General features: G+C 62.2%; 17 protein-coding genes and 3 pseudogenes. 11 read left to right on the forward strand and 9 right to left on the reverse strand.

Translation table 11 applies throughout. The features are described 5' to 3' along the window. Positions 1–46 precede the first annotated feature (46 nt). Positions 47–1,561 carry an amidase gene (locus tag ACX12D_RS35325; protein ID WP_459377265.1) on the reverse strand — a complete coding sequence of 505 codons (1,515 nt, stop codon included), beginning with the start codon at positions 1,559–1,561 and terminating at the stop codon, positions 47–49. Positions 1,562–1,689: 128 nt separating this feature from the next. Continuing rightward, positions 1,690–2,211, reverse strand: coding sequence for a group I truncated hemoglobin (locus tag ACX12D_RS35330; protein WP_459377266.1), 522 nt, complete (start codon positions 2,209–2,211; stop codon positions 1,690–1,692). 423 nt (positions 2,212–2,634) lie between these two features. On the opposite strand from ACX12D_RS35330, the gene ACX12D_RS35335 reads away from it, so the two are divergent. Further along, positions 2,635–2,811, forward strand: coding sequence for a DUF3363 domain-containing protein (locus ACX12D_RS35335; protein ID WP_459377267.1), 177 nt, complete (start codon positions 2,635–2,637; stop codon positions 2,809–2,811). Between the two features lie 366 nt (positions 2,812–3,177). Here ACX12D_RS35335 and ACX12D_RS35340 read toward each other — a convergent pair. Continuing rightward, a pseudogene (locus ACX12D_RS35340) lies at positions 3,178–3,315 on the reverse strand (IS91 family transposase); the annotation flags it as partial. Between the two features lie 154 nt (positions 3,316–3,469). Between ACX12D_RS35340 and ACX12D_RS35345 the strand changes: the two are divergent. The 3 genes and pseudogenes from ACX12D_RS35345 to ACX12D_RS35355 all read left to right on the forward strand — a co-directional run bounded on the left by ACX12D_RS35345 (position 3,470) and on the right by ACX12D_RS35355 (position 4,529). Continuing rightward, positions 3,470–3,786 (forward strand): annotated as a pseudogene (locus ACX12D_RS35345) (DUF1153 domain-containing protein). Positions 3,787–3,939: 153 nt separating this feature from the next. Beyond that, positions 3,940–4,179 (forward strand): hypothetical protein, encoded by a 240-nt coding sequence (locus ACX12D_RS35350; RefSeq protein ID WP_459377460.1) that lies wholly within the window; start codon positions 3,940–3,942, stop codon positions 4,177–4,179. After that, the gene (locus ACX12D_RS35355) at positions 4,137–4,529 is read left to right on the forward strand and encodes a transposase (RefSeq protein WP_459377412.1); all 393 of its coding nucleotides are present in this window, start codon (positions 4,137–4,139) and stop codon (positions 4,527–4,529) included. Before ACX12D_RS35350 ends, ACX12D_RS35355 begins: the two co-directional genes overlap by 43 nt. Positions 4,530–4,659: 130 nt before the next feature. Here the strand turns inward: ACX12D_RS35355 and ACX12D_RS35360 are convergent, their stop codons facing one another. The 5 genes from ACX12D_RS35360 to ACX12D_RS35380 form a co-directional block, all read right to left on the reverse strand. After that, complete coding sequence (locus ACX12D_RS35360) at positions 4,660–4,974, reverse strand: hypothetical protein (RefSeq protein ID WP_459377268.1); 315 nt, start codon at positions 4,972–4,974, stop codon at positions 4,660–4,662. 60 nt (positions 4,975–5,034) lie between these two features. Next, a complete protein-coding gene (locus ACX12D_RS35365; protein ID WP_459377269.1) occupies positions 5,035–6,195 on the reverse strand; it encodes a porin in 1,161 nt (386 codons plus the stop codon). A 149-nt stretch (positions 6,196–6,344) separates the two neighbouring features. Continuing rightward, positions 6,345–9,473 (reverse strand): efflux RND transporter permease subunit, encoded by a 3,129-nt coding sequence (locus tag ACX12D_RS35370; protein ID WP_459377270.1) that lies wholly within the window; start codon positions 9,471–9,473, stop codon positions 6,345–6,347. Next, positions 9,470–10,585: an efflux RND transporter periplasmic adaptor subunit gene (locus tag ACX12D_RS35375; RefSeq protein WP_459377271.1), complete on the reverse strand. Its 1,116-nt coding sequence runs from the start codon at positions 10,583–10,585 to the stop codon at positions 9,470–9,472. The genes ACX12D_RS35370 and ACX12D_RS35375 overlap by 4 nt, the downstream gene beginning before the upstream one ends. 87 nt (positions 10,586–10,672) lie before the next feature. Beyond that, the gene (locus ACX12D_RS35380; RefSeq protein WP_459377272.1) at positions 10,673–11,287 is read right to left on the reverse strand and encodes a TetR/AcrR family transcriptional regulator; all 615 of its coding nucleotides are present in this window, start codon (positions 11,285–11,287) and stop codon (positions 10,673–10,675) included. An 88-nt stretch (positions 11,288–11,375) separates the two neighbouring features. Here ACX12D_RS35380 and ACX12D_RS35385 point away from each other — a divergent pair, with 88 nt between their 5' ends. The 5 genes and pseudogenes from ACX12D_RS35385 to ACX12D_RS35405 all read left to right on the forward strand — a co-directional run bounded on the left by ACX12D_RS35385 (position 11,376) and on the right by ACX12D_RS35405 (position 16,490). Continuing rightward, positions 11,376–12,836 (forward strand): efflux transporter outer membrane subunit, encoded by a 1,461-nt coding sequence (locus ACX12D_RS35385; protein WP_459377273.1) that lies wholly within the window; start codon positions 11,376–11,378, stop codon positions 12,834–12,836. 90 nt (positions 12,837–12,926) lie between these two features. Then, positions 12,927–13,733 (forward strand): oxidoreductase, encoded by an 807-nt coding sequence (locus ACX12D_RS35390; protein WP_441637358.1) that lies wholly within the window; start codon positions 12,927–12,929, stop codon positions 13,731–13,733. Between the two features lie 116 nt (positions 13,734–13,849). Continuing rightward, positions 13,850–14,515, forward strand: a pseudogene (locus tag ACX12D_RS35395) (MFS transporter); the annotation flags it as partial. Between the two features lie 334 nt (positions 14,516–14,849). Next, entirely contained in the window at positions 14,850–15,692 is an 843-nt protein-coding gene (locus ACX12D_RS35400; RefSeq protein ID WP_459377274.1) for an SDR family oxidoreductase, read from the forward strand. A gap of 36 nt (positions 15,693–15,728) precedes the next feature. Then, the gene (locus ACX12D_RS35405) at positions 15,729–16,490 is read left to right on the forward strand and encodes an SDR family NAD(P)-dependent oxidoreductase (RefSeq protein WP_459377275.1); all 762 of its coding nucleotides are present in this window, start codon (positions 15,729–15,731) and stop codon (positions 16,488–16,490) included. A 558-nt stretch (positions 16,491–17,048) separates the two neighbouring features. On the opposite strand, the gene ACX12D_RS35410 is transcribed toward ACX12D_RS35405, so the two are convergent. Then, positions 17,049–17,924 (reverse strand): AraC family transcriptional regulator, encoded by an 876-nt coding sequence (locus ACX12D_RS35410; RefSeq protein WP_459377413.1) that lies wholly within the window; start codon positions 17,922–17,924, stop codon positions 17,049–17,051. 751 nt (positions 17,925–18,675) lie between these two features. On the opposite strand from ACX12D_RS35410, the gene ACX12D_RS35415 reads away from it, so the two are divergent. Beyond that, positions 18,676–19,149 carry a (2Fe-2S)-binding protein gene (locus ACX12D_RS35415; RefSeq protein WP_441637350.1) on the forward strand — a complete coding sequence of 158 codons (474 nt, stop codon included), beginning with the start codon at positions 18,676–18,678 and terminating at the stop codon, positions 19,147–19,149. Positions 19,150–19,159: 10 nt separating this feature from the next. Next, positions 19,160–21,406 carry a xanthine dehydrogenase family protein molybdopterin-binding subunit gene (locus ACX12D_RS35420; protein ID WP_459377276.1) on the forward strand — a complete coding sequence of 749 codons (2,247 nt, stop codon included), beginning with the start codon at positions 19,160–19,162 and terminating at the stop codon, positions 21,404–21,406. Positions 21,407–21,464: the final 58 nt, after the last annotated feature.

Here is a 21,464-nt window from a genome sequence, read left to right on the forward strand (position 1 = left end):
GGGGCTCCTGTTTAAAGTGCAAAAGAGAAGGGGAAAACGGCGACTGTCAGAGCGTCTGCCAGTCGGCGCTGGCCTCGAAGGCCGCGGCCGCCTGGTAGATGGTGCTTTCGGCGTAGTACCGGCCCACCAGCATCAGCCCCACCGGCAGGCCATCGACCGTGCCGCAGGGGATGGACATGGCCGGGTGGCCGGTGATGTTCTGCGCCGCGGTGTTGCCGATCAGCTCGAAGGCGCGGGCGATGTACTCGGTGATCGAGCAGTCCGGCTGCGGCAGCGCGGGGGCGGTGATCGGCACGGTGGGCAGGACCAGCAGGTCGTACTGGGCCAGCGCGCGGTCGTAGCCGGCGACGGCCCGGCGCGCGATATTCTGGGCCTTGGCGTAGTAGCGGCCGTTGTAGCGTTCCAGGCCGAACTGGCCGACCATCATGCACAGCTTGAGCGAGGGCGACAGGGCGTCGGCCTGCTCGCGCCAGTGGGCATGCTTGTCGAGCAGCCCGATGTCGTAGAGCCCCTTCCAGTTGAAGCCCGCGCCGTTGGCGTGCATCATCTGCGCGGTCAGTCCCTCGCAGCCGATCGGGCTCCATAGAGCGCCGGCCAGGCCATGCTCCGGCACCGATACTTCGCCGACCACGGCGCCCAGACTTTCCAGCCGGGCAATGGCGGCGCGCACCTTGGCGGCCACTTGCGGATCTAGGTTGGGCAGCTGGAAGCCTTCGCTGAGGATGCCGATCCGCAGGCCTTCGACGCCCCGCCCCAGGGCTTCGGTGTAGGCCTCGACCTTCGGCGCATACTGGCGCGGATCCAGCCCGTCGGCCCCGGCAATGACTTCGAGCATCAGGGCGTTGTCGCGCACGTTGGCGGTGATCGGACCGGCGTGGTCGATGGTCGCCTCGATCTGCATGATGCCGGTGTAGGGCACCAGGCCGAGGGTCGGCTTCATACCGTAGGCGCCGCAGAGCGCCGACGGGATGCGGATGGAGCCGCCCTGGTCGGCGCCTATGGCCATGTCGACCTCGCCGGCGGCCACCAGTGCGCCGCTGCCGGAGGAGGAGCCGCCGGCAGCGTGGCCATGCCGGCGCGGGTTGTGCACCGGCGCCGGGTTGGAGGTGTGGCTGCCGCCGGACAGGCAGAAATGCTCGCAGGTGGCCTTGCCGAGAATTGTCGCACCAGCGTCGAGCAGGCGGGTGGCCACGGTGGCGTCGAAGGACGGGATGAAACCTTCCAACGTTGAGGAGCCGTTCATCATCGGCACGCCAGCGAGGGCCACGTTGTCCTTGAGCACGACCGTGCGGCCGGCCAGCTTGCCGCCGGCCGCACCCTGCACTTCGGTCTTGCAGGCCCAGGCGTTGTAGGGGTTCTGGTTGTCGGCGGGGCGGTGGCCGGCGGCGCGCGGGTAGCGCACTTCCGGAATGTCGTCAGGCTGTTCGTCGATCAGGTCGTAAGCGTCGAAATTGGCCTGCATCAGGGCCAGGTACTCGTCAGACTGCTCGGGTGTAAGCTGAATGTGCAATCGACTGGCGAGTTGCTGAAGTTCTTCGGTAGTCGGGCGTGCGATAGCCATAGGTCTTTCCTGTTTCTCGTTCCCTGTGTCCAGCCAAGGTCGAGCGCCCCCGCCGTGCCTAGCGGCGACGAAAACTCGCTTGATCGGTGAATGGTTCGATCCCGTTGCGGGCTCAATCAGCAGAGGGGCTAAGCGTCCGACGTGAGGCTCGCTGCAGACGGGTCCTCTGGTTTCTTCGGCCAGGTAATCCCGACGCTCTTCATCCCCTTGGCCACATCCATTTCGGGATGGGCGAGAACGACGTCGCGATATGAAGGGCTGCCGATAACGGCCGGCTTGAACTTGACGAGGAAGTCGTTGACTTCCTTTCGCAACTCCTGCGGCAGCGCGAAGTCGTCGTAGCATGCTTCCAGGCAATCCATCACGGCTTGCCAGTGCACCTCGGTGAGCCCCATGCCGCGGTGTGCAGTGACCATGTCTCGACCGCGGTACACGGTATTGCCGCCCCAGTGCTTGCACAGGAAGTCGACGAAGTTGATGTGTTCTTTCTGAAAGGTCGATTCGGACATATGGGCCCAGATATGGCCGATGACCGGATGCGCCATCGTCTTTCTCAGGACGGCACCGGCGAACTGGTGGATGGCGTCATAGCCGCCCAGCCGCATGTAGAGGGATGGCTGTTGTTCCTTTGGGGTCTGTTGATCCGTCATAGTTTGGCTTCTCCGCGTTGGTTTGGCTGGAATCGTTACGCTCCTGGCTCAGGGCCAGGCATATGCGATGCACCTCGCCGGCAACTCCCTCGACTGTTGATATGGCCTGGTCGTCGGATTCCGGCTGCAGTGGTTTCCATCGTGCTCCGGGTAGCCCATTGCGGCATGGTTAGGAGGGACAAGCGTTTGGCAAAACGAGACAGGTTGCTCGCAGCTCTGGCCCGATGCCTTACGTGCCGCTCGTCGTCAGGGTGCTTTCGAGCGTGATGTACGTGGGCACTGCAATGCCAACTGATCTTGATCATCAGCGCCACCAGGCCGCCGGACGAAAGCCGGCTGGCAGGGCATGAAGAAGCGGGAGCGGCGGCATGACCCTGATCGGGATGGGCTCTTTGCCCGCCGACTTTGCACGGCATCGGGCCTATGCGCGGGTACCGGCGCAGCGTCATGCTCGCCAGCGGGCGCTACGCCATGCTCGATGGCGGCAAGGGATTCAGCCTGGTGCATCGAGCCGCGGCTGGGACAGCAGCTTGCCGCGACGGTACGGGGCGGTGGGTGTCTTGGGAGATTGGGCGACAGCGCGGCAATTCGATCGGCTGACTGCCATCACAATCAGCACCAGAAGTTGATAGACGTGCACGGATTTGGCGCCAAGCCCTGCTGGGCGAACATTGGCTGCTCAAGCCTCGCATTCCTAATTGCTCCGAGACGGCCGGCGCGCTGATGGCGGGCATCAAGTCGGCTTTGCCGGGCGACGTGATCGGCACGGTGACGGAGCCGATCTTGACGTGATCGACGACATGGCCTCACGCGGCCGCGGCGACGGCGGGGAGTGGGTAGAAGACTATACGACCACCGTCGTCTAAGAAGCTAGAGCCCAGCTCACCAGCCTGCTGCAGGCCTGGGCACGCACTGCCAGCCTGATTTCTACAAGGTCAGGAACACCCGCCCTACACACTGAGCGCTAACGACTTCAGCGGCCGCCAAATCGTTCATGGCCCGGCTTGCGGCCCCATGTTTGTAGTCCTTCCACTGGAAGGTGACCGCGTCGCCGTCGAAGCGCTGCAGCCGGTGGTTGCAGATGGCGACCGCGGATCGCTGGCGAAGGCTGACCAGAACCATGACACGGATGTCCGCTTTCGAGAAGGCCACGAGTCGCTCAGGCATTCGCATCCTCATCGTTGCCGTCCCGTTCCAATATTCCGCTGTAATGACCTGATGAAAACTTGCTCAGGTGTTACCCTTGAACGAAACACAGATGAGCCTGTTGATGGACGACGATATCAAGCGCTGGACAGCGAAGTGCAAGGCGGCCCTGGTAATGGAAATCATTCAGGGCAAGACGACGGTGGCAGAAGCCAGTCGCTCCTTTGGCCTGGCCCGTCGGAAATCGACGACTGGGCGGGATGAGGCCAAGAAGGGGATGGAGAATGCCTTGCGCGCCAAACCGCTCGATATCCGGGAACACTGCGAGCGACAACTCCGGGAACTGCAGGAAGCCTATTGGCGAAGCCATGTTGGAGCAGCGTGCACGAAAAATAGCTCTAGTCCCTGCTGGGCGAGGACGGCAAGTGATCGAGTCGGTCCGGCAGGGATTGCTTGCCGAAGGCGTGGAGGCTTTCATCATCAAGCGGTGTCGCTGGTTTGGTGTGCGCCGGCGCACGGTACTACAAGTCCACCAAGGCTGAGCCAAAGGAGTAGGAGCGCTTCGCACAGCCGATCAAGGCGATGATTGAGGAGAACCCCTCCTTCGGTTACCGCAAGGTGGCGCATCTGCTCGACCTGAACAAGAAGACGGTGCAGCGCGTGTTCCAGTTGATGGGTTGGCAAGTCAAGAAGCGGGCGGCGGGATTTCGGCCCCGCATCCAGGCGCTGCCGTCCGTGGCTGCGCGCCGAACGAGCGCCGAACGAGCGACCTGTGCCGGATCTGGACCGGGCGCGACGGCTGGGTTTCGCTGGCGCTGGTGATCGACTGCCATACCCGCGAGCTGCTGGACTGGCATCTCTCTCACAGTGACAAGGCCGAGACCGCCGATGCGGCGCTCGAGCAAGCGCTGATTGCGCGCTTCGGCACCCTCGGGCGTGTGTCCGAGCCGTTCCCGCTACGTTCGGACAACGGCCTGGTCTTCACCAGTCGCAGTTACACCGCTCTGGCGCGCAGCTACGGCCTGCGCCAGGAGTTCATCACGCCATACTCACCGGAGCAGAACGGCATGATCGAGCGGGCGATTCGCACCCCCAAGGAGCAGTTTGCGTACCGACATCGCTTCGAGATGTTGCAGCACGCCTCGCGAGTCATTGGCGACTGGATCGGCTAGTTGGGAAAGCAATCGGATATGAAAAAAAGACCGCCTGCCCCAAGGTCGAGAGAGCACGGAGGTAACATGGGCAGGCGGGTGCAAAAGTTTGCCGCTGCTTACGCAGCGCCCAACATCGGAAGCAACGTGTTCAGGTCAACCTGTTACTTTGCGACTCGCTGTCGGTCGATTGCATGTCGAAGCCAGTAGCGAACGTGTCGAGCACCTTGAACTTCGCGGTGTCCACATGTGGATCGGGCGTGCCAGTTCGCGTGCCATCGCTGAACGGATCGAAGGGTCCCCACTTCGCCGCATTGCCTTTGGCGTCGAACTTGACGTGGAGCGCAACGTCCCCCCAAGTGCGTCTCTTTTCTCCCTTGCTTCGCGTGGGCGCAACCGTTGTGAAGCTCGAGGCCACCAGCACCGCGACGGCGAACCCGCCCAAAATTACCGACTTGGTAATCATTTTTCGCTCCTTGAGGAAAATACCATCTGAATATTCTTGTAAGGCATCTCAAAACGCCACTCAAAACGTGTGACGGATCCCAAGCCCTACCCCGAGCATGGAGGTCTCGCCTGCACCGAGGGCGTAGCTATTCCCTGTCCCCAGACTGTTGGCGTAATTTACGGCGCTATTATCAAGATTGAGTCCCGCGTTCTTTGCGAAAGAAGTTACAACGTAGGCACTTGTGCGCTTGGAGAATGAATAATTCGCGATTGCCGTTACTTGCCATGGATTGCCCATTTGCGATTCACCCACTCTTCGGTGAATCTTGTCATACGCGTACTCCAAAGTGAAATCCACACCCGGTGTCAACTTGTAGTTTGCGCCGATCCAATAGAAATCGTCTCGCAGGATTTCACTTCCGGCCCCATCTCTATTCTTTCCCCAGCGGTAGCCGGCCATTAGCTTTGCAGGCCCCGCAGCATAACTTCCGGCAACCGCGAGTTTTTTGAAACCTCCCGTCCCGTTCACCATGCTCGGATTGAATTCGTCAAAGGCCAGCGCGCCTCCAAAACTTCCACCAAAATAATTCACTCCAACGCCATACGCAGAGTCTCTGCGAAATTGCCCCGGAACCTCTCCGGTTCCTGTGAGCGGGATTGTGCTTGGCGCGGTGGCGGGTAACGCAAGACCTGTTCCAAAGGACCAATGGGCACCGATAGTGAAGGGACCGAAAGCGCCGCTATATTTCGCCGTGTTGTCTTCTCGATAGGCCGGACCAAGAAGAAGTACGGTTGGTGAGTATTGCGTTGCGTAGATCGTTGGTGAAAAATTCGCAATGGAATCGAACAGCGATGTGTATTGACGCCCGAATGTGAATTTTCCGAGTGAGCTGCTTTGCAATCCAACGAACGCCTGGCGGCCAAAAAGTCGACCCTGCATCTGGGTTCCGTTATCGAGACTAACGCCGCTCTCAAGGACAAAAATGGATTGCAGACCGACACCAATATCCTCTGTGCCGCGAATCCCCCAGCGCGACCCGGACAGGCCACCAGAATCCATTCGATAGACGTTTTTTCCGGGCCCACTATTGAACCCATTGCTTGCCAATGGCACCGTACCGACGTGATTTGCGTATTCCATGCTCATATCTGCAACGCCGTACAGGATAACGTTAGACTGAGCCCAAGTCATGCCAGAAAATAGGCTCAAGGAGCCCAGAAGAATTGGATTTACCTTCATATTTTGTCTCCTCACTACGATTTTTTTGACCTCTCGCGCAGCAGCACGCCTTGGGTGGAGGCCATGCACCCAATGTCCCGTCTAAAAGTCGCTTTAATGCAAGTGGATTGAAATCAAGGGGCCATGCGGCGGAAACATGCCCTCGCGATTCAATATGACTCGGACGCCAGTTGTCCGGCGGCCTGCACGGTCTCGCGTCGATCACGCTGCGCATCGGCCGCGCTGCCGGGCCGGATCCTGAACCAGATCGAGTACATGGCCGGCAGGAACACCAGAGTCAAGATCGTCCCGGCAAACGTCCCGCCGATGAGCGTATAGGCGAGCGCGCCCCAGAACACCGAATGGGTCAGCGGAATGAAGGCCAGGATGGCGGCCAACGCGGTAAGGATCACCGGCCGCGCACGCTGGACCGTGGCTTCCACAACGGCCCTGAACGGATCCAACCCTTCGTCTTTGTTGTGCTGAATCTGCCCGATCAGGATCAGCGTGTTGCGCATCAAGATGCCCGACAACGCAATCAGGCCAACCAGCGCGTTGATGCCGAACGGTTGCCCGAACAGAATCAGCGTTGGCACCACGCCAATCAGGCCGAGGGGGCTGGTCAGGAACACCATGACCATCGCCGGAATGGACCGCACCTGGAAGATGAGAATCAGCAGGGTGACTGCCAGCATGATCGGGAACAGCGGCAGCATGGCCTTCGTCGCCTTGCCCGATTCTTCAATGGAACCCGCTTGTTCAATGCGGTATCCGTTGGGCAGCTTCTCGATGATTGGCTGAAGCTGTGCGCTGATGGCTGTCGAAACGTCGGGCGGTTGCAGGCCATCGGCGATATCGCCTCGCACCGTGATCGTCGGCATGCGATCGCGCCGCCGAATGATGGGCTCTTCCATGCGCACATCGATCTTGCCCACCTGCGAGAGCGGAATGCGTTGCCCGCTGGCGCCTGCCAGCGTGAAGTCGCCGATCTTGGTCGGATCCAGTCGGATGTCGCCGGCCGAGCGGGCGGTCACCTGCACCGTGCGGATGTCCTCGCGCACCGCCGTCACCGGAATGCCGTTGAGTAGGAATTGCAGTTGTTGCGCGACGGCGCTGGAGGTCAGCCCCACGGCCTGCAAGCGGTCCTGCTGCAAGGTGAAGTGCAGCGTCGGTACGCGCATCCCCCAATCGGTATTGACCGTGCGCATCATCGGGCTGGCGTCCATGACTTGCCGAACATCGGCCGCGATGCGGCGCAACGTCTCCGCATCGGGGCCGGTCACGCGATAGGCAACCGGGAACGGAGAGTACGGACCGAACACGAGCTGCGTGACCCGTACGCGCGCCTCGGGGGCGAGGCCGTCGGCAATCGCCCGGCGCAGGCGCTGCTTCAACGCGTCACGCTCTTCCTGGCTGTCGGTGCGGACCACGATCTTGGCGAACGACGGATCCGGTAGTTCCGGCCCCATCGCCAGATAGAAGCGCGGCGCACCCTGGCCAACGTAAGCCGTCACAATCTTGGCTTCCTTCTGTTTGGTGAGCCAAGCCTCCAGCTTTGCGGTGGCCGCGCTGGTCTGGTTGATCGATGTTCCATAGGGCATCTGCACCTCGACCAGCACTTCAGGCCGATCCGAAATTGGGAAGAACTGCTTCTTGACCACCGCCATACCGAGGATGGCCAAGGCAAAGAGCCCGACGACCGAACCCGCGACCAGCCATTTGCGCGCAATCACACGCCCGAGCAGCGCACGGAAGCGGTTGTAACGCGGGGTGTCGTAGATCGCATCGTGGCCGCCTTCGACTTTCTTGAAGTCGGGCAGCATCTTTACGCCTAGGTAAGGCGTGAACACCACTGCGACCACCCAGGACGTGATCAGCGCAATGCCGACGATCCAGAACATGTTGCTGGTGTATTCGCCCGCGGTGGATCGCGCAAAACCATTGGGCATGAAGCCGACGGCGGTCACCAGCGTGCCCGACAGCATGGGCGCCGCAGTGTGGCTCCATGCATATGCCGAAGCGGCGACGCGGCTGTAGCCTTCTTCCATCTTCACCACCATCATTTCGATGGCGATGATGGCGTCGTCCACCAGCAAGCCGAGCGCCAGAATCAAAGATCCAAGTGTGATGCGGTCGAAGTTCTTGCCTGTCGCAGCCATCACCACAAAGACGACCGCCAGTGTCAACGGCACGGCCGCGGCCACCACCAGGCCCGCGCGCCAACCCATGCTGACGAAGCTCACCAGCATGACCACCAGCAGCGCGGCGAAGAACTTGAGCATGAACTCATCGACGGCAGCGGCGATGTTGACTGCCTGGTCGGTCACCTTGGTCAAGCTCATGCCGAGCGGCATGTCAGCGTTGATGGCGCCCACCTCCTTGTCGAGCGCCTTGCCCAGGTCCAGCCCGTTCCAGCCTTCGCGCATGACGATGCCCAGCAGCAAGGCAGGCTGGCCACCATTGCGCACCATGAACGTGGCAGGATCCTCGTAGCCACGCTTGACCGTGGCAATGTCCGACAGCTTCAACGTTCGGCCCTGCGATACAACCGGCGTATCGCGAATCTTCTGCAGCTCGTCGAACGCGCCGTCCAGACGGATGAATACCTGCGGCCCTTTCGTTTCCACCGAGCCGGCTGCCGTCAGCGCATTCTGGCTGTTGAGCGCGGCAAAAACCTCTTGCGGACTCACGCCCAGCGTCGCCAGCCGGTCATGGGAAAACTCGACATAGATACGCTCCGACTGCTCGCCGATGATGTTGACCTTCTTCACGCCGGGCACGTGCAGCAAGCGCTGACGCAGCGTCTCCGCATCTCGCACGAGCACACGTTGCGGTTCGCCCTGCGCCTTGAGCGCAAACAACGCAAAGGTCACGTCCGCATACTCGTCGTTGACCATCGGCCCGATCACGCCGGGCGGGAGGTTGGCCACCTCGTCGCTGACTTTCTTGCGCGCTTGGTAAAACTCCTCCTGCACTTCCGACGGCGGCGTGCTGTCGAGCAGGGTCAACGTGGTGAACGCCAGGCCCGGCCGCGTGTACGTTTCCGTGCGGTCATACCAGCGCAGCTCCTGCATGCGCTTTTCGATCTTCTCGGCCACCTGGTCTTGCATTTCCTGCGCCGTCGCGCCGGGCCACGCGGTGATGATGGTCATCACCTTGACCGTAAACGCCGGGTCTTCCGCGCGGCCCAGCTTGAAGAAGGAAATGAGACCCGCCAGAGAGATCAGGCAGATAAGGAACAACGTGATGGCGCGCTCGCGCACGGCGAGCGCCGATAGATTGAAACGACCTTGGCTCACAGGCGCACCCCCGCGATGGCAGTCCTGGCACCTTGCCCTGCCACACGGACTTGCTGTCCTTCACGCAGCAGTTGTGCGCCAAGCGCGACGATCCGGTCCCCTTGCTTGACTTGGCCAGCAACCCGAGCGCTTTCGTCGCCGAGGCGCAGGATGGTGACGGATCGCCACGACACCTTCGCCGGATCACCCTGGATGACCCACACACCCGGGCCCTTGCCGGCGTCGAACACGGCACCAAGCGGCACCTGCAGATCGCCTTGCACGGTGGCAAGCCGATCGGGAATCTGGATCGTCACGGTGGCGCCCAGCGGCGCATTGGCCAGTTCCCCATCCAGCACATAGCGCGCTTCGAACGTGCGGGTAAGCCGATCGGCAGCATCCGACAGTTGCCGCAGCTTGGCAGGTACACCGGCGCTTTCCTTACCGAAAAGCGTGGCTTGTGCGACAGAGTCGATCGCCGGCCGCAACGTTTCCGGCAACTGGACCACCGCTTCACGTCGGCCAGCGTGGGCCAGCCGTACGACGGCTTGCCCTGCGTTGACGACCTGGCCGGGCTCGGCCAGCGTCTCCATGACCACGCCTTCACCATCGGCAACAAGCTCTGCGTAACGGCTGGCGTTACGCGCAACATCGGCCTGCGCTTCCGCTGCGCTCAGCTGGGCTTTGGCGGCGTCCGCCGCAGCCTTCGCTTGGTCATAGGCCGAGGCGGAAATGGCGCCAGTTCCGCGCAGATCGCGGTAGCGGGCTTCGTCTTCCGCCGTCTGGTGCGCGCGCGCTCGCGCGGCGCTCACGGCTTCTTGTTGTGCGTGCGCGGCGAGCTTCAGATCGACAGGGTCGATGCGCATGAGCGGCTGCCCGCGCTTGACGGTCTGCCCGGCATCCACAAGCCGCTCCAACACCTTGCCGGGCACGCGGAACCCGAGATCACTCTGCACCCGGGCAGCGACGACCCCCGTGAATGAACGCGACGCGGAAGCGACGGGCTGAACGAACGCGGCACGCACCAACGGTGCCTCGGTGCGCGGATCGGCAGGGGCCTTTTCGCCGCAAGCGCTCAAAGCGAGCGACAACGCACCAATAACGATAGAGGTAACAAAGCAACGAGAAAGCATGAAAGCCCCATCGACAAGATGATCTGGGCTTTCATTCTGGTTCTTGTGACCACTTTAGTCAATGGTCACAATCAAAAAATCTGCGCGTCAGGGGGAAAGACTCCGAAGCACGAGGCTGGAGAGCAGCCCGGGCGCACTTTCCGTGTAGTCAAAGCTGTACTGCAAAAGCAACGGATTCATGTACGGGCGCATGACCAGGTAGATGGCCGTCGTGGTCTCGTCCAGCGGCGTCTTGCGCTCGAAGTCTCCGGTCTCCCGGCCCTCCTGCAGCACATCGCGCAGCAACCTCTGGATGCGGTCCTCATAGGCGATCACCGCTTGCCAGCGTTCAGTCGCTGCCGAGGCCGCGATCTCGTACAACTTGCGGTCGTGGGAAAACAACCGAAGGCTGGCCTCAGTCAAGGCTTTGAACATGCGCCGGAGCTTCTCCGGCGGGGAGTCGGCGTCGGCCAGGGCGGCATTCACGTCGGCCTCGATGTCGCGCAGGCAGTTGGCGCAGATCATCTCGCCAATGGCCTGCTTGGACTCGAAGAACTTGTAGATGTAGGCCTTGGAAAAACCGATGGCCTTGGCCAGATCGGAAACGGCGGTCTTCTCGTAGCCGTAGCGGCTGAAGTGCTCGGTGGCGGCGGCAACGATCTGGTCTCGCACGTCATGGTCCGCCGGGCCACGGGCGGAAACGGGGTAGGGGGTGGTCTTCATAGGCTCCAGCTTACGCGAGTCGCGATAGTTGAACAACGCGTGACCATTTTGTACTATAGTCACAAAAACCTGATGGAAGACATCCTCGATGTTGCCAAAACACTCCCTTATGGCCCTCTTCGCTGCCAGCCTGGCGACCGCTTGTGCCGTCGGCCCCGATTATGTGACGCCCAATGTGCCGCTTCCCCGACAATTCCAGGGCCAGACAGCAGTGGAGCAGCGGACAGCCAATGCCGAAGCCGATCTGCCTGCGTGGTGGGCTGGCTTTGGCGATCCGCAACTTACGCGGTACGTGCAGCTCGCGCTGGAACAAAACCTGGACCTTGCACAGGCCTTCGCCCGCGTCACGCAAGCCCGTGCGGGGCTTGGCGCTGCCAATGCCGCGTTGCTGCCCTCCGGCAATGTCACGGGCCAGGCCGCGCGTGCGTACCAGTCCGTCGAAACCCCTTTGGGCCGCGTCTTGAATTCGCGGCCCGGCTTCGACCGCTACGGCAACGCCTTTGAGGCCGATGTCGGCGCAAGCTGGGAGTTGGACGTTTTCGGCGGCCTGCGCCGCGGCCGCGAGGGGGCACTTGCCGACTACCAGGCCTCCCAGGCGGGCGCAGTCGCCACACGGCTGGCCGTGGCCGCACAGACTGCCGATATCTACATCACCATCCGCGGCTTACAGACGCGCTTGAAAGTGGCCCGCCACCAGGTACAGACGCAAGAAGAATTGCTCTCCACCATCAACCTGCTGTACGGCAAGGGACTGGCGGCCGAGCTTCAAGTCCGGCAGGCCGAAGGCGCACTCGCTCAGGTTCGCGCTTCCATCCCTCCGCTTGAGGCTGGCCTCGATGCGGCGATGAACGCGCTGGATGTGATGCTCGGCTCGCTGCCGGGCACGCACCGGGCGGAGCTTGCGCAAGGCGGCGACATCCCGGCCGCTCCGCAAATTGCGATCAGCGGATCGCCGGGCGAATTGCTAAGGCGCCGCCCCGACCTCATCGTCGCCGAGCGCCGGCTAGCGGCTTCCAACGCGCGCATCGGTGTCGCCATAGCTGAGTACTACCCGAAATTCTCGCTCAGCGGCCTGCTCGGCAGCGCTACATCGGTGGGCGCCGGCAGCCTGTTCGGTAGCGGTGCCAATCAATCTGCCGGCGTGCTCGGTCTGCGCTGGCGCCTGTTCGACTTCGGCCGCATCAACGCGCAGATCGATCAGGCCAAGGGGCAAGAGGCGGAGATGCTGGCCGCGTACAAGCTCGCCGTGCTGCGCGCCACGGAGGATGTGGAAGACGCCTTCTCTGCTCTCGTCAAGCGCGAGGAGCAAGCGGCCATGCTCACACAAGGCGTGGATTCGCTTGGCCGCGCGCGAAATGCGTCGTTTGCTGCGTATCAAAAAGGCGTCGTCAGCCTGATTGAAGTCCTGCAAGCCGACGAAAGCCTGTTACGTACATCAGACGCGCGCGCGCAGGCGCAAACCGAATCAGCGCGCGCTGCTGTCGCGGCATTCAAGGCGCTGGGCGGTGGGTGGCAGCCCGACGAATCGACCGCCATTGCTAGCAAATAGTCACCCCGCGACTGAGGCTGCGCATTCAGCACGGCTCATCGCTCGAACCTTTACCGCAGCACCGACCCACCCATACCGAAAGAAACTGCCATGTCGAGTTCCAAAGTTGTCGTCGTTACAGGCGTGTCCTCGGGCATCGGCCGCGCCACCGCCGCGAAGTTTGCGCTGCGGGGCTCCCGGGTATTCGGCACCGTGCGCAACATCGCAAAAGCGCAGCCGCTACCGGGCGTTGAGCTGGTCGAGATGGATATCCGCGATGAAGCCTCGGTTCAGCGGGGGATCCAGGCCATCATCGCGCAGGCCAAGCGCATCGATGTGCTCGTCAACAGTGCTGGCGTGACGCTGCTCGGCGCGACCGAAGAGACGTCGATTGCCGAAGCGCAGGCGCTGTTCGACACCAACGTGTTTGGCATCTTGCGTACCACACGAGCCGTATTGCCGCACATGCGTGCGCAACGTTCAGGAAGAATCGTCAACATCAGCTCCGTGCTCGGCTTTCTGCCGGCGCCGTACATGGGTCTCTATTCGGCATCCAAACACGCGGTGGAGGGGATGTCCGAGACGTTGGACCACGAGGTGCGCAAGTTCGGCATCCGTGTGGTGCTTGTCGAGCCCTCATTTACCAAGACCAGCCTGGATACCAACGCCCCCCACGCATCTTCCAAGTTATCTGCCTACGACAACGAGCGCAGCGTCGTTTCGCAGGCGATTCAAAGAAGTGTCCAAAAAGCACCGGACCCCGATGGCGTCGCGAGCACGGTCGTCGATGCCGCTCTCGGCGCGTGGAAGATGCGCCGTACCCCCAAAGGCGAGGCCTCCCTTCTGAGCAAGCTGCGCCGCTTCATGCCGGCAGGACCGGTCGGCGCGAGTCTGCGCAAGACGTTCGGACTCTCCTGAAGCGCGTTACCGGAAACAGATCTGGCACACATCATCGGAAGAGTCCTATGACAAATCCGGACAGCTCAGCAACCGGAGGCACTGCCACGATTGCTCCGGCGTTGCCGAATGCATAGATCAACACCGCGTCACCTTGGCCGGTGTTCTGGGTCGCCAGCGTGGCGGTGTTCCTTGTCTCGATGGCCGGCACGATGCTGTTCGCCACCTTCAGTGCCTTACGTGCGGGGTTTCCTCAAGCCACTGGGGCAGATCTCTTCTGAGTGCTCAATGCCTACACTGTCGCCTACGCTGCAACGCTCATTCCGTCTGGCGGGTTGGCAGATAAGCATGGGCAAAAAAGGGGGTTTCTGGCCGGCGTAGGGCTGTTTCTGGCGGCGTCGGTTGCGTGTGGTTTGGCTGTCAACGTAGGGTGGCTCATTGCAGCACGCGCGCTTCAGGCCATCGGCGCTGCGTTGCTGACGCCCGCATCGCTCTCGCTCGTGCTGGCGGCATTTCCAATCAGCAAGCGCGCGGTGGCGATCAGTCTATGGGGAGCGGTTGGTGCTCTGGCTGCTGCGGTGGGGCCAAGCCTTGGGGCATTCGTGATCGCATCGATCGGCTGGCAGTGGGCCTTCTATTTGAACGTGCCCTTAGGCCTGGCTGCCATGTGGCGCGGTCCGACATTGCTCACCGAGACAAAACAGCACACCACCAACCGCCCGCTTGATCTGTTCGGAATGGGCCTACTGATCATCGGGACGGGCGCTTTGAAGGATCTCCGTGTAGAAGAGTCACCCTCTTTCCTCGCTCACTAGTGGTCACCAGTCACGGGCTCCCCCACTATCTAAGCCGTCATCAGCGGCATGAAGATCCGTCGTTTTAGGCAACAAATACGACGATCCATGCACGCAGTTCGACCCCAGACCGGGCACAATCTGGGCGCATTTAAAGGGTAAGCACACTGATGTTCGTCTGACGATCACATCTGATGACGCTGCCCTAGGGCGAGGCGGATGCAACGCACTTGTGAGCTCGCCAGACACTACCGCGGCGTTCACCTTACTCACGACGCCTGAATCACCACCACTAGCGTGGACATTCGTGATCACACAGCCACGAAGAACAGAGAGGAACACCATGACTGATAAGAAAGTTTGGTTCATCACCGGCGCTGGCCGTGGGCTGGGCGTAGACATTGCCAAGGCGGCGTTGGCCGCTGGCCACGCCGTCGTCGCGACCGGCCGCGACCCCGGGAAAGTCACGGCGGCAATCGGCGACCACGACGACTTGCTGGCCATCAAACTCGACGTCACCCGCCCCGAGGACGCCCAGGTCGCGATCGCGGCCGCCGTCGGCAAGTTCGGACGGATCGACGTACTGGTCAACAACGCCGGCAACTTCTACGCCGGCTTCTTCGAGGAGCTCAGCCCCGAACAGGTCCGCAACCAAATCGAGACGCTACTGTTTGGCCCGATGAACGTCGCCCGCGCCGTGCTGCCGGTGATGCGTAAGCAGCGCTCTGGCTTGCTGCTCACTATCTCCTCGACAGCCGGCATCGCCGGCGGAATGTTTTGCTCGGCGTATGCCGCCGCGAAGTTCGGCATCGAGGGATGGATCGAGTCGCTCGCGCCAGAGGTTGCGCCCTTCGGCATCCGCACGATGCTTGTCGAGCCCGGATTCTTCCGGACCGAACTGCTGACCGCCGACTCCACCACGTACGCGCAGCCTTCCATCGACGACTATGTCGAGCGCACGAGGGAAACCGTCACTGCCTGGAGTGGCATGGACGGCAAACAGGGAGGCGACCCAGCCAAGCTCGCCGACGCCATTGTGCAGCTCGCCGGACTCGACGAGCCGCCGGCCCGCTTCGCTGCAGGCGCCGATGCTGTGCAGACCTTCGAGGTTAAGGCCAAGACCCTGCTCGACCAGGCTGATGCTCATCGCAAACTGTCTTCTTCGCTTGCCCACGACGACGCCTGACTATCGTCTTCACGTCAATTCGTACAGGACATACTCATGGCATCATCACTCGCTGGCACCGTCGCACTCGTCACCGGAACGAGCAGCGGAATCGGCTACGCCACAGCCCGGGCTCTCGCAACTCAGGGCGCATCCGTCGCCTTGGTCGCCCGCCGCCAGGATCGGCTGGATGCCCTCGCCGCGCAGGTCGAGGAGGCAGGCGGGACCGCCCTCGCTGTACCCGCCGACATCACCGACCGTGCCCAGGCCGAGGCGGCGGTTCAGACGGTCGTCGACCGGTTCGGACGCCTTGACATCCTCGTCAACAATGCGGGCCTGATGCTGCTTGGTCCCATCGTTGGTGCGAATCCGGAGGAATGGGAGCGGATGATCGCGATCAACCAGAAGGGCCTGCTCTACATGACGCATGCGGCCCTTCCGCACCTGGTGGCCGCCGCCGAGGAAGGACCACGCCGGGTCGCCGACATTGTTAACATCTCGTCGATCGCTGGTCGTGTCGCATGGGCCAACTACGGCGTCTACAACATGACGAAGTTCGGCGTGAACGGGTTCACCGAATCGCTGCGGCAGGAGATCACCAAGAAGCACGTGCGAGTCGGTGTGCTGGAGCCCGGAGGTGTCGACACGGAGTTGGGCTCGCACAACAGCGGTGCGATGCGCGAAAGCATTGACGCCTTCTACGAGACCACGGAGGTTCTGCAGGCCGAGGACATCGCCGATGCTGTCGCCTACATGGTCACCCGGCCGCGCCACGCGTCCGTGAGCGAGTTGTGGATCATGCCGACCGACCAGGCCTAGCAGGTTGCTGAAAGACCATTCCCGTTACCAAGCGAGTACATTGAATTTCGTCTGTGCGTTACCGCGCACAGTCCACCTCGATCCAAAAGTGAGCGTTCTATGCTCGCGAGATCATTACCGACGAATGGAGGCAACGATGAAACAGGCTCTCTCCGGTTTTGCCCTCGCAGCATGCGCGCGTTGTCAGTCCGTCGTGGCGGAGGAAATTAAAGGGGATGCCTACGACCGATGCGTTTTCAGGAGGCAAGAACCCGATTCGACAACTGCACCAACGAAAGCCGGAAGAGCACGAACGAAGCCACGAAGAGCAGAGAACGAAATGAACGCTGGGAGACAGACGTGGTGGACTGCGATCGCTATTACAAGGGGTAACACCGAGTTCTCACACCGGCACGTCGCTTCTACTGAAAGCTGAGATTCCCGCCGTACGACGCCGTTTCATGGCGGTGCCTATTCGATCCGTGAAGTCGTAGCGCGCGCAGATCCTCGGCATGAGGGCTGTCCGATCGATAGCCTTGACGGAATCCTCCAGTGCACCTCTCATCAGCTCTATGGCGTTCAGCTCAGTCTCATGCGCTTGATATCGCGTTGAGGTGGGGCGCCGAAAAGGCGGCTGTATTCGCGATTGAACTGTGATGCGCTTTCATAGCCCACAAGGCCACCGGCGTAGCCCGCGTCGAAGTTCTGGTTGAGCATCAATTGCCGTGCTTCCTGTAGACGCAACTGTTTCTGGAACTGCAACGGGCTCATACCAGTGATGGCACGGAAATGTTGCCGGAAGGTGGACGGGCTCATGCGTGCGCGAACCGCCAATTCGTCCACATGCAGCGACTGAGTGAAGTTCTGCTTAAGCCAGGCCACGGCCTTTGCAATCTGCTGACTGGGGGAGCCGGCAGCAACAAGGTGCTGCAATTGTGGGCCGTGTGGCCCCGTCAGCAAGCGGACGGTGATTTCCTCCTGAATCAGTGGCGCCAGCCGAGGAATCAATGCCGACTCGTCCAGCAATTCGATGAGCCGGATCAGGGCATTGACCAATGCTGGGTCGAGCTTTTCGATCGTAATGGGGTGACAAGAGCAGTCTCTCCCAGGTCGCGGCAAATCCATTTCGGAAGCGATCTCCATGATGGAACGGACGTCCAGTGTCAACATAAGACCAAGAAAAGGCTCTCGCATGCTGGCCTGCGTGACGTGTGCGAGGACGGGCAGATCGATGGTCGTCAGCATGGACTGACCCGGTCCATAGTCGACTACTTCCTCCCCGAGCGTGATCTGCTTGCCACCCTGCGCGACGACGCCCAACCCCAGGCCGTAAATGCAGTGCAATGGCGTGGTGGGCATCTTGCGACAGTGGAGCGTCAGTGCCGGGATCGCGGTGGTGTGATCGCCATCGGTTTGAGCAAATCTTCCGATGGCCTGAGCCAGAACATTCATCATCGTGACCCCTGAAAATTGTGGCCCTTCATGCTTACTCAAACCGAACTCTGCTGTAGCCAAGTCAGACGCAGTCTAGCATTCGTCAGCTTCGCCCACGCTCACTTTTGGCGGCGATAAGTCAGTTTAGGCAAGAAACCAGATGAATCCGGCAAGCGCGACCGCATCGTTGCCTCCCCGATATACCAGTACCAGGCTTGCGACGACTTTCTGAATAATTGGCACCACACCCCTACACCATGCTTGCTTGTGGCGGCGTGGGTCTGCCGGCCGTCGAAGCAACCGCCTCGCGCCGGGCGGCGCATCACGCCCGAAAACGCTGCTCTGTGGAGCGATGCGCACGTCGAGGGCTTCACTTGTATCGCCTAGACGATCAAGGACGCTAGTGCCGTGCCTGCCACACAGCTTGGCCCGCAGGCCATAAGGCAGGCTCCACTCCATCGTGGGACGGCGGTCTCCCACTGGACAAGTCTGACGCTCGATCCTGCGAGCCTGTCGCGAGACTGATCGGTCCGGCATGAAATCGTCAAATTAGACAAGACGTTGGGCGGATTGAGCAAACAGTTCAGGGGGCCTTCCTTCAAACTGGCTACCGTCGCTAATGTTACTTTCCCCTGGGCATGCCAGATGCTGAATCAAGAGCGCTCAGGGTACCGCACGGCTAGGCGCGTCATCCGAGTTCTCTGATGCGGGCGCTTGCGCCGTGAGCACATGCCATTCGTCTTCTGACACAACCTACGGAGAACCCTCCTCCATGAGCACACTCAACGTCAACGGCCGTAAGCACACGGTCGACGTCGATCCCGGCACGCCCATCCTCTGGGCGCTGCGCGACGGGCTTGGCATGACTGGCACCAAATTCGGCTGCGGTGCTGCCCTATGCGGCGCGTGCACCGTGCATCTGGACGGCCAGGCCATTCGCTCGTGCGTCACGCCGGTCTCTGCTGCCGAGGGCAAGACCATCGTCACGATCGAAGCTGCCACCGATGGCAGCGACCGGGTCGGCACCGTAGTCCATGCAGCCTGGGTCAAACACGACGTGGCGCAATGCGGTTACTGCCAGAGCGGCCAGATCATGAGCGCTACCGCCTTCCTCAGGTCCCTGCCTCGCGGGAAGCAACCCAGCGCTGCCGAGATCGACGCCGCCATGGCGGGCAACATCTGCCGCTGTGGTACCTATCCCCGCATTCGCGCCGCGGTGGCCGATGCCGCCAAGGCCCTTGCCTGAAGGATTCGCTATGTTGCCTAGTCTCGATCACGGCGAAATGCCGCGCAATCTGCAGCGGCTGCTGGCGCGGAGCCAGAGCGACGGACCCGCCATGCTGCCGCGCCGCAGCTTCCTGAAGCTGGCCGGCTCCGTCGGCCTGGCGCTTGGTGCATTTCCGCATCTGGCCATGGCACAGGCCACCAGTGCCGGCGGCGCCGCGAGCGCCCTGAAGCCAACGCAGCAGCCATTGGCGTTTGTGCAGATCGCTCCCAGCGGCGAGGTCACCGTGACAGTCAACCGACTGGAGTTCGGCCAGGGCGTGCAGACTGCCTTGCCGATGATCCTGGCTGAGGAGCTCGACGCGGACTGGAGCCTGGTGCGCAGCCAGCACGGCTCGAACGACGCTGCCTACGTCGACCCGCTGTTCGGCATTCATCTCACCGGCGGTTCGCATTCGGTCAAGAACAGCTTCACGCAGTACCGCGAGCTCGGCGCCCGTGCCCGCGCGATGTTGCTGTCGGCAGCGGCGGCGCGCTGGAACGTGGACGTGTCCACGCTGCGCACCCGCGCGGGGCTGGTATTGGGTTCGAGTGGCCGCACGCTGAGCTACGGCGAACTGGCCGAAGCCGCCATGGCGTTGCCGGTGCCGGAGAAGGTCACGCTGAAGGACCCGAAGGACTTTCGCATCATCGGCACTCCCACCACACGCATCGATGCGCGTGCCAAGAGCAGCGGGCGCCAGGACTTCGGCATCGACACGCACCTGCCCGGTCAGCTCACTGCCGTGGTGGCACATCCGCCGGTGTTTGGCGCGCGACTGACTGCAGTAGACGACAGCGCCACACGAGCCATCAAGGGTGTCAAGGCAGTGCTGCGCGTGCCGGTGGACCGTGGTGGCGAAGGCGTGGCCGTGGTCGCCGACGGCTACTGGGCGGCCAAGCAAGGGCGCGAGGCGCTGAAGCTGCAATGGAACACGACCGCGGTCGAAAAGGCTGACAGCGAACGGTTGCTGGCCCAGTACCGCGAGCTGGCGGTGCAACCCGGGCGGCGTCAGTTCGACGCGGACATGACGCCGCTGGCCACCGCGCCGCGCCAACTGGACGCGGAATTCGTGTTCCCCTACCTGGCGCACGCGCCGATGGAGCCACTGAACTGCACCGTCCAGCTGTCCGACGAGCGTGCCGAACTGTGGGTCGGCTCCCAGTGCCCTGGACTGGACGGTGCCGCTGCCGCGCGCGTACTTGGCCTCAAGCCCGAGCAGGTAAAAATCCATGTGCAGACGGCAGGCGGCGGCTTTGGCCGGCGTTTCGCGAGCACGAGCGACTACGTGGTTGAGGCCTGTGCAATCGCCAAGGCCGCGCGCGCCGCCGGCATGATGGCATCGATACGCACGCTGTGGAGCCGCGAGGATGACATCAAGGGCGGGTATTACCGCCCGATGCACCTGCATCGGGCGCGCATTGGCTTCGACCAGCAAGGCGAGGTGCTGGCCTGGGATCATGTCATCGTTGGCCAGTCCATTACCTCGGGCACGGTGTTCGGGGAATTCCAGGTGAAGCACGGCATCGACGCCACGGCCACCGAGGGCATGCGCGACCCCTACCCGTTACCGATGCGCCTGACCGTACACCACCCCACGCCCAACGTGCCGGTGCTATGGTGGCGCAGTGTCGGTTCCACCCACACTGCTTACGTCATGGAGACACTGCTCGACGAGATTGCGCGCGCCACCAAGCAAGACCCGGTGGCTTACCGCATGCGCCTGTTCAGCGACAAGCATCCGCGCCACAGCACTGCGTTGCAACTGGCGGTGGACAAGAGCGGCTACGGCAAGAAGAAGCTACCCGCCGGCCGCGCCTGGGGGGTCGCAGTGCACGAGTCATTTGATTCCGTGGTGGCCTATGTCGTGGAGGCCTCCGTTAAGGACGGTCGCCCCCAACTGCATCGCGTCACCGCCGGCGTGCATTGCAATCTGGTGGTGAACCCTCGCACCGTGGAAGCACAGGTGCAGGGCGCGGCAGTCATGGGGCTGTCGATGTGCCTGGAGGGCTCGGCCATCACGCTGAAGGACGGTGTCATCGAGCAAAGCAACTTTGGCAACTACACGGTGGCGCGCATTACCGACGCCCCCGCATTCGACGTCCACATCGTGCCCAGTGCCGATCCACCTACGGGCATGGGCGAGCCTGGCCTGCCGCCGTTGGCTCCGGCCTTTGCCAACGCCATTGCGCGCCTCACCGGCAAGCCGCTGCGCCAGCTTCCCTTCAAACTGACCTAATTGCCCACCGACGGCAGATAGGCCTTGCCTGCTGCTGTCGGCGCGTGGCCATCCGCCC

Source organism: Cupriavidus sp. PET2-C1, assembly GCF_054515855.1.

Coding starts and splice junctions, on each gene's coding strand:
- ACX12D_RS35415 (WP_441637350.1), top strand. CDS start 18,676: ATGAGCACACTCAACGTCAACGGCCGTAAGCACACGGTCGACGTCGAT.
- ACX12D_RS35360 (WP_459377268.1), bottom strand. CDS start 4,974: ATGATTACCAAGTCGGTAATTTTGGGCGGGTTCGCCGTCGCGGTGCTG.
- ACX12D_RS35410 (WP_459377413.1), bottom strand. CDS start 17,924: ATGATGAATGTTCTGGCTCAGGCCATCGGAAGATTTGCTCAAACCGAT.
- ACX12D_RS35385 (WP_459377273.1), top strand. CDS start 11,376: ATGTTGCCAAAACACTCCCTTATGGCCCTCTTCGCTGCCAGCCTGGCG.
- ACX12D_RS35350 (WP_459377460.1), top strand. CDS start 3,940: ATGATTGAGGAGAACCCCTCCTTCGGTTACCGCAAGGTGGCGCATCTG.
- ACX12D_RS35375 (WP_459377271.1), bottom strand. CDS start 10,585: ATGCTTTCTCGTTGCTTTGTTACCTCTATCGTTATTGGTGCGTTGTCG.
- ACX12D_RS35365 (WP_459377269.1), bottom strand. CDS start 6,195: ATGAAGGTAAATCCAATTCTTCTGGGCTCCTTGAGCCTATTTTCTGGC.
- ACX12D_RS35405 (WP_459377275.1), top strand. CDS start 15,729: ATGGCATCATCACTCGCTGGCACCGTCGCACTCGTCACCGGAACGAGC.
- ACX12D_RS35335 (WP_459377267.1), top strand. CDS start 2,635: ATGCGCGGGTACCGGCGCAGCGTCATGCTCGCCAGCGGGCGCTACGCC.
- ACX12D_RS35390 (WP_441637358.1), top strand. CDS start 12,927: ATGTCGAGTTCCAAAGTTGTCGTCGTTACAGGCGTGTCCTCGGGCATC.
- ACX12D_RS35420 (WP_459377276.1), top strand. CDS start 19,160: ATGTTGCCTAGTCTCGATCACGGCGAAATGCCGCGCAATCTGCAGCGG.
- ACX12D_RS35325 (WP_459377265.1), bottom strand. CDS start 1,561: ATGGCTATCGCACGCCCGACTACCGAAGAACTTCAGCAACTCGCCAGT.
- ACX12D_RS35400 (WP_459377274.1), top strand. CDS start 14,850: ATGACTGATAAGAAAGTTTGGTTCATCACCGGCGCTGGCCGTGGGCTG.
- ACX12D_RS35330 (WP_459377266.1), bottom strand. CDS start 2,211: ATGACGGATCAACAGACCCCAAAGGAACAACAGCCATCCCTCTACATG.
- ACX12D_RS35380 (WP_459377272.1), bottom strand. CDS start 11,287: ATGAAGACCACCCCCTACCCCGTTTCCGCCCGTGGCCCGGCGGACCAT.